The 11,786-nt window shown below is 70.9% G+C and carries 14 protein-coding genes; 6 read left to right on the top strand and 8 right to left on the bottom strand.

Features of this window, described 5'->3' with window-relative positions; genetic code table 11:
- Nucleotides 1-452: 452 nt before the first annotated feature.
- A complete protein-coding gene (gene nadA / locus ABD908_RS24475; protein ID WP_345000984.1) occupies nucleotides 453-1,442 on the bottom strand; it encodes a quinolinate synthase NadA in 990 nt (329 codons plus the stop codon).
- A 267-nt stretch (nucleotides 1,443-1,709) separates the two neighbouring features.
- On the opposite strand from nadA, the gene ABD908_RS24470 reads away from it, so the two are divergent.
- Nucleotides 1,710-2,372: an NUDIX hydrolase gene (locus ABD908_RS24470; RefSeq protein ID WP_345000981.1), complete on the top strand. Its 663-nt coding sequence runs from the start codon at nucleotides 1,710-1,712 to the stop codon at nucleotides 2,370-2,372.
- A gap of 56 nt (nucleotides 2,373-2,428) precedes the next feature.
- Nucleotides 2,429-3,409 (top strand): patatin-like phospholipase family protein, encoded by a 981-nt coding sequence (locus tag ABD908_RS24465; RefSeq protein ID WP_345000972.1) that lies wholly within the window; start codon nucleotides 2,429-2,431, stop codon nucleotides 3,407-3,409.
- Between the two features lie 4 nt (nucleotides 3,410-3,413).
- On the opposite strand, the gene ABD908_RS24460 is transcribed toward ABD908_RS24465, so the two are convergent.
- Nucleotides 3,414-4,397 (bottom strand): acyl-ACP desaturase, encoded by a 984-nt coding sequence (locus ABD908_RS24460; RefSeq protein WP_345000970.1) that lies wholly within the window; start codon nucleotides 4,395-4,397, stop codon nucleotides 3,414-3,416.
- A 134-nt stretch (nucleotides 4,398-4,531) separates the two neighbouring features.
- Complete coding sequence (gene mftR, locus ABD908_RS24455) at nucleotides 4,532-5,149, bottom strand: mycofactocin system transcriptional regulator (protein ID WP_345000968.1); 618 nt, start codon at nucleotides 5,147-5,149, stop codon at nucleotides 4,532-4,534.
- Nucleotides 5,150-5,267: 118 nt separating this feature from the next.
- Here mftR and mftA point away from each other — a divergent pair, with 118 nt between their 5' ends.
- Genes mftA through mftD form a run of 4 tightly spaced genes read left to right on the top strand, consistent with a single transcriptional unit; the run spans nucleotide 5,268 to nucleotide 8,291 of the window.
- Nucleotides 5,268-5,363: a mycofactocin precursor MftA gene (gene mftA, locus ABD908_RS24450; RefSeq protein ID WP_345000966.1), complete on the top strand. Its 96-nt coding sequence runs from the start codon at nucleotides 5,268-5,270 to the stop codon at nucleotides 5,361-5,363.
- A 49-nt stretch (nucleotides 5,364-5,412) separates the two neighbouring features.
- Nucleotides 5,413-5,721: a mycofactocin biosynthesis chaperone MftB gene (gene mftB / locus ABD908_RS24445; RefSeq protein ID WP_345000979.1), complete on the top strand. Its 309-nt coding sequence runs from the start codon at nucleotides 5,413-5,415 to the stop codon at nucleotides 5,719-5,721.
- Complete coding sequence (gene mftC / locus ABD908_RS24440) at nucleotides 5,718-7,052, top strand: mycofactocin radical SAM maturase (protein WP_345000964.1); 1,335 nt, start codon at nucleotides 5,718-5,720, stop codon at nucleotides 7,050-7,052. Before mftB ends, mftC begins: the two co-directional genes overlap by 4 nt.
- Before the next feature lie 24 nt (nucleotides 7,053-7,076).
- Nucleotides 7,077-8,291, top strand: a complete 1,215-nt coding sequence (gene mftD, locus ABD908_RS24435) for a pre-mycofactocin synthase MftD (protein ID WP_345000962.1) — start codon at nucleotides 7,077-7,079, stop codon at nucleotides 8,289-8,291.
- Between the two features lie 8 nt (nucleotides 8,292-8,299).
- On the opposite strand, the gene ABD908_RS24430 is transcribed toward mftD, so the two are convergent.
- From ABD908_RS24430 to ABD908_RS24410, 5 genes are all read right to left on the bottom strand, one after another.
- Nucleotides 8,300-8,965, bottom strand: coding sequence for a hypothetical protein (locus tag ABD908_RS24430; RefSeq protein ID WP_345000960.1), 666 nt, complete (start codon nucleotides 8,963-8,965; stop codon nucleotides 8,300-8,302).
- A 10-nt stretch (nucleotides 8,966-8,975) separates the two neighbouring features.
- Nucleotides 8,976-9,194, bottom strand: a complete 219-nt coding sequence (gene bsaP, locus ABD908_RS24425) for a biotin synthase auxiliary protein BsaP (RefSeq protein WP_345000977.1) — start codon at nucleotides 9,192-9,194, stop codon at nucleotides 8,976-8,978.
- A 26-nt stretch (nucleotides 9,195-9,220) separates the two neighbouring features.
- Complete coding sequence (gene bioB / locus ABD908_RS24420) at nucleotides 9,221-10,228, bottom strand: biotin synthase BioB (protein ID WP_345000958.1); 1,008 nt, start codon at nucleotides 10,226-10,228, stop codon at nucleotides 9,221-9,223.
- Between the two features lie 104 nt (nucleotides 10,229-10,332).
- Nucleotides 10,333-11,070 (bottom strand): dethiobiotin synthase, encoded by a 738-nt coding sequence (bioD, locus tag ABD908_RS24415; protein ID WP_345000956.1) that lies wholly within the window; start codon nucleotides 11,068-11,070, stop codon nucleotides 10,333-10,335.
- The coding region (locus ABD908_RS24410; protein WP_345000954.1) for an aminotransferase class I/II-fold pyridoxal phosphate-dependent enzyme at nucleotides 11,067-11,786 on the bottom strand (720 nt) is incomplete at its 5' end. The genes ABD908_RS24410 and bioD, both read right to left, overlap by 4 nt.

Below are 11,786 nucleotides of genomic sequence, written 5' to 3'. Positions count from 1 at the left end.
TAAGACCGCTTGGCCTCCGACTTCTCGGCGCCCGTGGCGTCGCCGCCCGCGTGGAGGATGCGCGCGACGCTGTGCCCGCCCTCGCGCGTGCGGTGCAGCCGCCCGTGCGAGGTGGGGTCGAAGCGCGCGCCCCATCCGATGAGCCGCCGGATCGCGTCCTCGCCGTCGGCGAGGATCGACCGCGCCGCGAGCTCGTCGACCAGCCCGGCGCCGGCCGACACGGTATCGGCGACATGGAGTTCCACCGCGTCGCCGGGGTCGCCCAGGCACGCATCGCCCGGAGCGCACACCGCGACGCCGCCCTGCGCGAACGCCGTCGCCGTGGCCGGCCCGCGGTCGGGGGACGGCTTGCACAGCACCGTGACGTCGCGGCCGGCCTCCGCGGCCGCGAGCGCTGCGGTCAGGCCGCCGACCCCCGCGCCCACGATGAGCAGGTCGGTCATCGCCGGCTCCTACTCCCCGCCACCAGGCTGGCCGATGCCGATCATGCGCTCGACGGCGACGCGACCGGCGGCGGCCATGTCATCGTCGACGAACACCTCGTCGCGTCCCTCCACCAGGCAGCGCAGCAGCGCGGCGGGAGTGATCATCTTCATGTACCTGCAGGACGCGCGGTCGTTGACGGCACGGAAGTCGACGCTGGGAGCGGCGCGCCGCAGCTGGTGCAGCATCCCGATCTCGGTGGCCACGAGCACTTCCTTGGCGCCGGTCGCACGGGCGGCGTCGAGCATGCCGCCGGTGGACAGGATCTTCACCCGCTCCGGCGGGACCGCTCCCTCGCCCGCGAGGTACAGAGCCGAGGTGGCGCAACCGCATTCGGGGTGGACGTACAGCTCGGCGTCGGGGTGGTCGAGGGCCTGCTTGGCCAGCTCGTCGCCGTTGATGCCGGCGTGCACGTGGCACTCCCCCGCCCAGATGTGCAGGTTCTGCCGCCCGGTGACCCGCTTGACGTGCGCGCCCAGGAACTGGTCCGGGAGGAAGAGGATCTCGCGGTCGGCGGGGATGGACTCGACCACCTCGACGGCGTTCGACGACGTGCAGCAGATGTCCGTGAGCGCCTTGATCTCGGCGGTCGTGTTGACGTACGAGACCACCGCGGCGCCGGGGTGCTCGGCCTTCCACTCCGCGAGCTCCACGGCCTTGATCGAATCGGCGAGGGAGCAGCCGGCGCGCTGGTCCGGGATCAGCACCGTCTTCTCGGGGCTGAGGATCTTGGCGGTCTCGGCCATGAAGTGCACGCCGCAGAAGACGATGGTGTCGGTGGTGACCTCCGCCGCGATGCGGGAGAGGGCCAGCGAGTCGCCCACGAAGTCGGCGACGTCCTGGATCGCGGGGACCTCGTAGTTGTGCGCCAGGATCGTGGCGTTGCGCAGCACAGCGAGTCGCTTGACCTCGGCGAACCACTCGGTGTCGGGCTCGACACCGGCGTAGTGTCCCCCCATCTCGACGACGCGGTCGTAGAGCGGCGAGCTGGTCTCGGGCAGGGATGCGGCTGTGGTCATCACTCTGCCTCCTGTTCTCGAGCTGAAAGGGTCGGGGTTACCGGCGAGTTTTCGCTTATCGATCGAAAACCCTGACTCGACTGTAGCAGCACCGTGACACGCGTGACAGAATCGACCGTTGTGCCACCCCACGGAACGTCCCCGACCGGATCTTCCCCGACCGCCACGTCGCCGTCGGGCCGCGCCGCGACAGGTACTGCCCACGAGGTGCTGTCGGTCGTGTTCCGGGTCGACGACGGCCGCGTCTCGGTGCTGCTGTGGCAGCGCGCGCTCGAGCCCGCCGCCGGCGCGTGGGCGTTACCGGGCGGACGGTTGGGGCCTGACGAGGATCTGCCCACCTCCGCACGCCGACTGCTGGCCGACAAGGTCGACCTCACCGACGTCGCACACCTCGAGCAGTTCGCCGAGTTCTCCGACCCACACCGCGTGCCGCCCACCGACGACGCCCGCCGCACCCTGGCCTCCGCATTCCTCGGCCTCGTCCGCGCGGGCACGGACCCCCGCCTCCCCGACGACACCGCATGGCACCCGGTGGACGACCTGCCGACCACCGCATTCGACCACGGCGTCATGGTGCACCGCGCCCGTGCCCGGCTCGCGGCGCGCCTGTCGTACACCAACATCGGCTTCGCGCTGGCGCCGCGCGAGTTCCCCGTCTCCGAGCTGCGGGACATCTACGTCGCCGTCCTCGGCTACCCCGTCGACGCGACCAACCTGCTCCGGATACTGTCGCGGCGCAGCGTCATCACCGCCACGGGTAGCACCGCACGCTCCGGCCGCGCCGGCGGCCGCCCGCCCGCGCTGTACCGGTTCCAGGACACCTACCTGCGGGTCACCGACGAGTTCGCGACGCTGCGCCCGCCGGGGTGAGAGCCGCACACGAATCGGCTCACCCCGACCCGCAGCGAGCAGCCTACGCTTGAGGTGTGACCGATATCATAGGCTCGGTGGGTCCCGTGCGGAACGTGGACCTCGTGCTCGAGGGCGGCGGAGTGAAAGGCGTGGCCCTGCTGGGTGCGGTCTTGACGCTGTCCGAGGCCGGCTATCGCTTCCCCCGGATCGCCGGGACCAGCGTGGGCGCCCTGGTCGGCACCCTGGTCGCGGCGTATCAACGCGCCGGGCGTGACCTGCACGACCTCCTCCCGGTCATGGAATCGATCGACTACCGCAGATTCGCCGACGGCGGCGGACTGCAGAAGATGCTCGGGCCCATCGGAGACGGCCTCGGCGTGCTGCTGCACGACGGCGCGCACCCCGGCCGGTTCGTCGAGGAACTGCTGACGCCCCTACTCGGGGATGTCGGCGTGCACACCTGGGCCGACCTGCGCATCGACGACGATCCCGACACCTCCCTGCTGCCGTACCAGCGGTACGCCGCGGTGTGCCTGGTCACCGACCTGACCCGGCGGGTATCCGTGCGCCTGCCGTGGGACTACGACCAGTACGGCCTCGACCGCGACACCCAGTCCGTGGCCGCCGCGGTACACGCCTCCACAGCCGTCCCTTTCTACTTCCGTCCGGTCGAGATCACGACGCCACGCGGCACCTGCACCTGGATCGACGGCGGCCTGCTGGACAACTTCCCCATCACCGTCTTCGACCGGACCGACGGACTTCCGGAGCGATGGCCCACCTGGGGCGTCAAGCTGTCCGCCGAGCCGCCCGCCGACACACCGGACCATCCCGTCCGCGGTGCGCCGTTCCTCGCCCTCGCCTGTCTCGGGGCGCTGACCAACGAGGACTCCCGCCGCTACCGCCTGGACGAGGAGGGCGTGAACCGCCGCACCGTGTACGTCGACACCGGCACCGTCGGAGCACTCGACTTCGACCTGACCCGCCAACAGGTCGACGGGCTGCTCACCGCCGGCCGCGAGGCCGCGACACGCTTTCTCGCCCTGCAGGACTGAGCAGTCAGCGGGCGCCGACCGCCAGCGTCGCCGGGTCGAGACCGCGTCTCGCGGCCCGGGCGCGCTCCCGCGCGACCGCACGCGCACGGGCCTCCTCGAACCGGACGACGCTCTTCTCGAGTTCCGCCATGTACGCCGCGAGCTCCTCGCGCTTCTGCTCGCCACGCGCGGTGAGATCGTCCCGATCGAACACCCGCCAGATCTTGAAGATCGGTTTGAGCACCTCGTCCAGGTGCTGCCGCAGGTCGTAGATGCCGTGCTTGACCATCAGCACGCCGTTGCGCCGGAAGTCGGGCTTACCCTCCCCCGGCATGACGAAGTGGGTGGTGATCTTGTGGATCGCCTCCATCGCCTGATCCGGTGCGAGGTCGAGCGCGGCGGAGGTGATGTTGCGATAGAAGATCATGTGCAGGTTCTCGTCGGCGGCGATGCGCTTGAGCAACCTGTCGGCCACCGGCTCGTCGCACACACGTGCCGTCTGACGGTGGCTGACGCGGGTGGCGAGCTCCTGAATGGTCACGTACACGACCTGGTCGAGCGCCCCACCGTAGCCGTCGGGCGCCGCGACGCCGAGCTCGAGGTGCGTCATCCGATCCTGCTCGAGCTTGACCGGGTCGACACTGCGCGTGACGAGCAGGTAGTCGCGCATGGCGATGGCGTGCCGGTTCTCCTCGGCTGTCCACCGGCCGACCCAGGTACCCCAGGCACCGTCGAGGGAGAAGTTGTCGGCGATGGTGCGGTGGTAGCTGGGGAGGTTGTCCTCGGTCAGCAGGTTGGTGATCATGGCCACCCGCGCGACCTCGGACAGAGGAGACTGCGAGAGCTCCCAGTCCTGTCCGCCCAGCGCGGCGAAGTTGCGTCCGTCGGTCCACGGCACGTAGTCGTGCGGGTTCCAGTTCTTCGCCACCCCGAGGTGTCGGTCGATGTTCTCGGCCACCACGGGCTCGAGCTCGGTGAGCAGTTCCAGCTCAGTCAGGTCGCGCACCACAATGAGCCTCCATTCGCTCGGGTCTTTACCCGATCATATGACACGCGCCACTCGGATGCACGCACAAGTGCGGAACTAGACCCGAAAAACCTCCGGATAGCGCCTATTCGCCCATCCGAGCGTCGCGACGGGAGTCAGGAGGCACGCCCGAGGTAGGCACGCAGTTCCGTCATCGCCGACGAGAGCAGCTGGAGCAGATCCGCGCCCGGGTCGCCGAGCCATCTCTCGTACGCGGCCAGCGACAACGCGAGGCTGACGTGACCCACGGTCTGCGGGAGCAGGTCGGTCGGCGCGACGCCCGTCCGCCCCGCGACGTACTCGGCGATCACCGCCCGCCACTCCCCGTAGCGCAGCACGGAGTGCGCCTCCAGTGCGGGCGTGCCGAGGATCAGCGCCATGCGTTCGCGATGGGTGGGCGCGGCCGTCGGGTCGAACCGGTTGAACTCGACGACGGCGCCGTGCACCGCCTCGAACAGCGGGAGGTCGACGGGCGCCGCTGCGAGTAGCGCCCGGAAATGGTCGAGCGTCAGGTCGAACCGCCCCCACGGGATGTCGTTCTTGGACCGGTAGTAGCGAAACAGGGTGCGGCGCGCCACTCCGGCCTCGGCGGCGATCGCATCCATCGTCGTCTTGTCGAAGCCGCGCTCCGCGAACAGGCGGAACGCCGCCTGCTCGATGTCGCCCAGTGAGGTGGCCTCGGGTCTGCCGACAGTCGGCGGGCGCCGAATCTGCCGTCGCGTCGGACTCGCCATGGGTTCACGGTAGCAATCTCGCGCGGGGGGTTTACTTTATGCATTGAGTGCATCTATTGTGTGTGGCACGTCACATCGAGTCCGGTGACGTGACCCCCAACCAGAAGGAGATGCACTCATGGCGGATCAGACCACGACCACCGACGACACCGAACTCGTCGCCGAGAGCCTCATCGAGGACGTATCGATCGACGGCATGTGCGGCGTCTACTGACCCGGCTGCACCGATGACGACACCCGATACGGAGACGAAGGGCACGCAGATGGAGGACGTGGCGTTGCGCGAACAGATGTTGGACGAGCACTGGACCACCTCGCCGTCGGTGGCGCTGCGCCCGGAGCCGTTCGGGGCTCTGCTCTACCACTTCGGCAACCGCCGGCTGACGTTCCTCAAGAGGCCGGAGCTGGTAGCGGTGGTCCGCGCTCTCGCGGACGCACCGGATGTACGGGCCGCGCTGGTCGCGGCCGGAATCGACGAGAAGACCTGGCCCGCGTATCTCAGCGCGCTGGCCGGACTCGCGGCGGGAGACATGATCCGTCGCGCCGACCCGCATGGAGGTGCCGCGGCATGACCACCCTTGAATCCCCCGCATCCGAGACCCGGGAGCGCCCCGTCCTCGGGCTCCCCTACGCCGACCCGATCGTCCCCGGACGCACCGGCGCCGCACGACCGAAGCCGCAGCGCCCGCAGGGCGGCACGCTGATCCAGCAGTTCGAGCTCGGCCTCGACGCCCCGATCTGCCTGACCTGGGAGCTCACCTACGCGTGCAACCTCGAGTGCGCTCACTGCCTGTCCTCCTCCGGGCGCCGCGACCCCCGCGAGCTCACCACCGAGCAGTGCAAGGCTGTCATCGACGAGCTCGAGCGCATGCAGGTGTTCTACGTCAACATCGGCGGCGGCGAGCCGACGATCCGCCCCGACTTCTGGGAGCTCGTCGAGTACTCGGTCGCCCACAAGGTGGGCGTGAAGTTCTCCACCAACGGCGTGCGGATCAATCGCGAGAAGGCGGAGTTCCTCGCCCGCACCCCCTACGTGGACGTGCAGATCTCGCTCGACGGTGCCACCGCCGAGGTCAACGACTACGTGCGCGGCCCCGGCTCGTACGACACGGCGCTGCGCGCCCTGCGCAACCTGCGCGACGCCGGATTCCGCGACGCCAAGATCAGCGTGGTCGTGACCCGCCAGAACGTGGGCCAGCTCGACGAGTTCAAGGCGCTGGCCGACGAGTACGGGGCGATGCTGCGGCTGACACGTCTGCGTCCCTCGGGCCGCGGCGCCGATGTGTGGGACGAGCTGCATCCGCTGCCCGAGCAGCAGCGCGACCTGTACGAGTGGCTGCTGCGCAGCGGCGAGAACGTCCTGACCGGCGATTCGTTCTTCCATCTGGCGGCGTTCGGCGAGTCGCTGCCCGGCCTCAACCTGTGCGGCGCCGGACGCGTCGTGTGCCTGATCGACCCGGTCGGGGACGTCTACGCCTGCCCGTTCGCCATCCACGACAGCTTCAAGGCCGGGAACCTGCTCGCCGACGGTGGCTTCCAGACCGTCTGGCAGACCTCCGACCTGTTCGCCGACCTCCGCGCACCGCAGACCGGCGGCGCCTGCGCGAGCTGCCACGCCTACGACTCGTGCCGGGGCGGATGCATGGCCGCGAAGTTCTTCACCGGCCTGCCGCTCGACGGCCCCGATCCCGAATGCGTGCAGGGCTACGGCGAGCCCGCCCTGGGCGGCGACCGGACGGTGCCGGCACCGTCGCAGGACCACTCCAAGCGCAATCCCACGCGCAATCAGCCCGTCATGCTCACACTGACCGCCCGCAAGCCGGACGCCGCTCCGCCCGTCTCGGCATGCGCCGCGTCGCCGCTCGCGGGCTTCGTCCCGGACGCCCCCGTAACCACCCGATAGAACCCCGAAGGCATCGATTCAGACATGAAGATCGAGAACCCCTGGAAGCAGAACCCCTGGTTCGAGTCCGTCGCCGTCGCACAGCGGCGCGCGCAGAAGCGGCTGCCGGCGTCGGTGTACGGCGCGCTAGTGGCCGGCTCCGAACGCGGGCAGACCATCCACGACAACGAGGCCGCGTTCAAGGCCCTCGGATTCGCCCCACACGTGGCGGGCCACAAGCCCGAGCGCGCGATGAACACGTCGGTGCTGGGCATCGACGTGTCGCTGCCGGTGATCGTCTCCCCCACCGGCGTGCAGGCCGTGCACCCGGACGGCGAGGTCGCGGTCGCCCGCGCCGCCGCCGCCCGCGGCACGATCATGGGCCTGTCCAACTTCGCGTCCCGATCGATCGAGGAGGTCGCGGAGGCCAACCCGAACACGTTCTTCCAGATGTACTGGACCGGCGACCGGGACGTGATGATCCAGCGCATGGAGCGCGCCCGCCGGGCCGGCGCCAAGGCGCTCATCGCCACGCTGGACTGGTCGTTCTCGATGGGCCGCGACTGGGGCAGCCCCGAGATCCCCGAGAAGGTCGACATCAAGGCCGCAGTGCGGATGGCGCCCGAGGTGATCCGTCGGCCCGGATGGCTGTGGCGGTTCGCCAAGTCCGGCGCCATCCCGGACCTCACCGCGCCCAACCTCGCCGGCCCCGGCGAGGCGAAGGGCCCGACGTTCTTCGGCGCCTACTACGAGTGGATGAACACGCCGCCGCCCACCTGGGAGGACGTCGAGTGGATGGTCCGCGAGTGGGGCGGGCCGTTCATGCTCAAGGGCGTCTGCCGCGTGGACGACGCCAAGCGAGCGGTGGACGCCGGTGTCTCCGCCATCTCGGTCTCCAACCACGGCGGCAACAATCTCGACGGGACGCCCGGCATCATCCGATGCCTCAACCCGATCGCCGACGCCGTCGGAGACGAGGTCGAGGTGCTGCTGGACGGCGGCATCCGCCGCGGGTCCGACGTGGTCAAGGCCGTGGCGCTGGGTGCGCGCGCCGTGATGATCGGACGCGCGTACCTGTGGGGCCTCGCCGCCAACGGCCAGGCCGGTGTCGAGAACGTCTTCGACATCCTGCGCAGCGGGATCGACTCCGCGCTGCTGGGGCTCGGCCTGGACTCGATCGACCAGTTACGCCCCGAGTCCCTGATCATCCCCGACGACTTCTACCGCGCCCTGGGCGTACCGGAGTCCGTGACGAAGTAGTACCGAGGTCAGCGCGCTGCAGGGTCGACAGTGCCGGGTGTGCTGGCACCGTCGGGTACCGGGGCGCCGATCTCGTCGAGTGGGTCGTCGGCGGGCTCGTCGAGATGTGCCGGGCCGGCGGTGGCCGCGGCGGCGAGGCACCACAGCGCCGTCGCCGCGGGCCAGACGATCAGGACGACCCACGAGGCCAGCCAGGGGAACACTCCCGTGGCGGCGGCGTCCGCGTGGCCGAGCAGCTCCGATCCGCCGAGGCGGAGCGTCGGGGCCTTGGTGAACTCCGAGCCGAGGCCGCCGGGCCCCACGTACCGGGCGCCGGCGATCGCCTGGCCGAGCGCGGTCGCGAGGATCACCGCCAGCGCGCCGCTGCCGACGGCGATCCACACGCCGACGACGCTGCGCCGGCCGGACCGGAAGACGAGGGCGCCGGTGGCGAGCCCTCCGACCAGGGACAGCACCACGAACCCGACGACGGCGAGGAAGAAGTTGTCCGTCTGGCCGTCGTAGTAGCCGGTCCCGTGACGCGTCACGATGCCCTGCACCCCCGGCGCCCACAGACCCCAGATCAGCCCCGCAGTGGCGCCGAGCACAAGGGCGACCACGACGGGCACCGCCGAGAAGCGTCGCGCGGGAGCGTTGCTCCGCGCAGAGACCTGCAGAGGGGGAAGATCGACCACTCTGCTCAGCTTAATCAGTTCCGCGGGACAGCCGCCCGAGCTCGCCCGCCGGAGTGGACTCGAGGTCGCCGTGCCGTGAGCATCGGGCGTGCCAGCCGTGGGGCGCGACCTGCACGATCATCCGGCGGCCGCAGAAGCGGCAGTAGCGGGGAGGCTCGAGGCCGAGCCGCGCCGTCTCGGGGATCGGGACGTTCTCCGCAAGCGGGTGTCCGGTGAACTCGCAGTACACCGGCTCGGGCGCGACTGCCACGGCTGTCACAGGCTCTCGTTGAGGGCCTTGATCGGCATCTTCAGCTCATTGAGCAGATCGAGGTCCGACTCGGCCGGCCGGCCGAGGGTGGTGAGGTAATTGCCGACGATGACGGCGTTGATGCCGCCGAGGATGCCCTTCTCGGCGCCCAGGTCGCCGAGCGTGATCTCCCGTCCACCGGCGAACCGGAGGATGGTCCTGGGCAGCGCGAGCCGGAACGCCGCGACCGCGCGGAGGGCCTCGGTCGCGGGCATCACGTCGAGGTCGCCGAACGGGGTGCCCGGGCGCGGGTTGAGGAAGTTGAGCGGCACCTCGTCGGGCTCCAGCGACGCGAGGTCCGCGGCGAACTCGGCGCGCTGCTCGAGCGTCTCGCCCATACCGAGGATGCCGCCGCAGCACACCTCCATGCCGGCCGCACGCACCATCTTCAGGGTGCCCCAGCGCTCCTCCCAGGTGTGGGTGGTGACCACGTTGGGGAAGTGGCTCCGCGACGTCTCGAGGTTGTGGTTGTAGCGGTGCACGCCCATCGCGGCCAGCTCGTCGACCTGCTCCTGGGTGAGCATGCCCAGGCTGCACGCGATCTGGATGTCCACCTCGTTCCGGATCGCCTCGATGCCGGCGGCGACCTGACTCATCAGCCGCTTGTCCGGACCGCGCACGGCGGCGACGATGCAGAACTCGGTGGCGCCCGTCTTCTGGGTCTGCTTGGCGGCCTCCACCAGCGATGGGATGTCGATCCACGCCGAGCGGACCGGCGATTCGAACAGGCCGGACTGGCTGCAGAAATGGCAGTCCTCGGGGCAGCCGCCGGTCTTGAGGCTGATGATGCCCTCGACCTCGACCTCGGGACCACACCAGCGCATCCGCACGTCGTGCGCGAGTTGGAGCAGGTCGTCGAGGCGCTCGTCCGGCAGCTGCAGCACGGCGAGGGTCTGCTCCTGCGTCAGTCCCTCCCCGCGCTCGAGTACCTGGTCGCGGGCGATGTCGAGGATGTCGGCCAGAACGCCGGTCATGCGGGACTCCTTGTTTTCACGCGGGCTGGTTCGCGTCCGCCCGCCGGGCCGACGGGGACTCCCGGAGAATTGTACAGCGTTCAAGGCGCCGGATTAAACATCGTTCAAGTACGAGCGATGTCCGCGGCACCCAGTCCCGCGATCCAGCCGGGCTCGAACCAGCCCTGCGCCGCCCGGGCGAAATCCTCGGGCCGCAGGTGAGCGGCACCGTCGGGCACTCGACCGACGACGGGGACACCGGTCAGCTCCGGGAGTTCCGTGAGATTGCACCGCTCGGCGAGGCCGGGCCGCTCGGGCCACCGGGACAGGACGATACCTGCGCACCGCACTCCCGCCGCGGCGAGGGCACGGGTGGTCAGTTCCGTGTGGTTCAACGTGCCCAGCGCGGGCTCCGCGACCACGACGACCGACGCGGCGAGGTCGCCCGCGAGGTCGATCAGCGTGAACGGCGTTCCGTCGCGGTCCGTGCCGAGGCGCACCAGCACACCGCCGGCACCCTCCACGAGCGTGAGCCGCCCGGGACGGTCGTGACGACGGACCAGATCGCCCGCGGCACCGCGCAGCAGCGGGCACAGGCCCGCGCGGCGCGCGGCGGTGAGCGGCGCGAGCGGGTCGGGAAAGCGCACATGCTCGATGGCGGTGACCTGCGCGAGCCGTCCGACCACCGCAGTGTCGGGCTCGGCACCGTCACCGTCGACGGCGTCGTCGGGGCCGAAGCCGGTCTGCGCGGGTTTGACCACGACGACATCGCCGCCCGCGGCGCGTGCGGCCGCCGCGATGGCCGCTGCGGTCACCGTCTTCCCCACCCCCGTCGACGTGCCGGTGACGGCGACGACCGTCACCCCCGGCCCCCGCGAGATGAACGCCGCGCCTCGGCCGTCGCCGCCTGCACGGCCGCGACGGCACGGTCGACCTCGGCCGGAGTGAGGTCGGCGCGGGCTGTGAGCCGCAGCCGGGACGTGCCCTCGGGCACCGATGGCGGGCGGAAGCACCCGACCCGGACGCCGCGGTCTGCGCACCTGCGGGCGGCGTCGACGGCCACCTCCGGATCGCCGAGTGTCAGCGAGACGACGGCCGAATGCGGCTGCGGCGCAGCGATACCGGCGGCCAGCTGCGCGGCCCGAGCGAGGACGGCGGAGGACAGCCCCGGCTCGGCGGCCAGCACCGCGAGCGCGGCGTCGGCAGCAGCGACCGCCGCGGGGGCGAGGCCGGTGTCGAAGATGAACGCGCGGGCGGCGTCGACGAGGTGGGCGCGGACGGCTGCCGAGCCGATCACCACGCCACCCTGCGCACCGAGCGCCTTCGACATGGTCGCCGTGACGACCAGGTCGGGCGCGCCCGCCAGCCCCAGCTCGTGCACCAGACCGCGGCCGCCGGCGCCGCGCACGCCCAGGCCGTGGGCCTCGTCGACCAGCAGCACGGCGCGATGCTCGCGTGCGGCCGCGTAGAGCTGCGCGACGGGGGCGAGGCCGCCGTCGGCGCTGTAGACGGCGTCGGTGAGCACGAGCGCACGGTCCTCGGTGCGGGCGGCGAGCGCGGCGACGATCGCGGCGTCCTC

The sequence above is a fragment of the Tsukamurella soli genome, assembly GCF_039541155.1.
GTDB classification, from domain to species: Bacteria; Actinomycetota; Actinomycetes; order Mycobacteriales; family Mycobacteriaceae; genus Tsukamurella; species Tsukamurella soli.
This window is presented reverse-complemented; position numbering and strand designations above follow the sequence as displayed.

Excerpts from the sequence above, each read along its gene's own strand:
- mftC (WP_345000964.1), top strand. The coding sequence starts at position 5,718 with ATGACCACCCTTGAATCCCCCGCATCCGAGACCCGGGAGCGCCCCGTC.
- mftD (WP_345000962.1), top strand. The coding sequence starts at position 7,077 with ATGAAGATCGAGAACCCCTGGAAGCAGAACCCCTGGTTCGAGTCCGTC.
- mftA (WP_345000966.1), top strand. The coding sequence starts at position 5,268 with ATGGCGGATCAGACCACGACCACCGACGACACCGAACTCGTCGCCGAG.
- nadA (WP_345000984.1), bottom strand. The coding sequence starts at position 1,442 with ATGGGGGGACACTACGCCGGTGTCGAGCCCGACACCGAGTGGTTCGCC.
- bioB (WP_345000958.1), bottom strand. The coding sequence starts at position 10,228 with ATGACCGGCGTTCTGGCCGACATCCTCGACATCGCCCGCGACCAGGTA.
- mftB (WP_345000979.1), top strand. The coding sequence starts at position 5,413 with ATGGAGGACGTGGCGTTGCGCGAACAGATGTTGGACGAGCACTGGACC.
- mftR (WP_345000968.1), bottom strand. The coding sequence starts at position 5,149 with ATGGCGAGTCCGACGCGACGGCAGATTCGGCGCCCGCCGACTGTCGGC.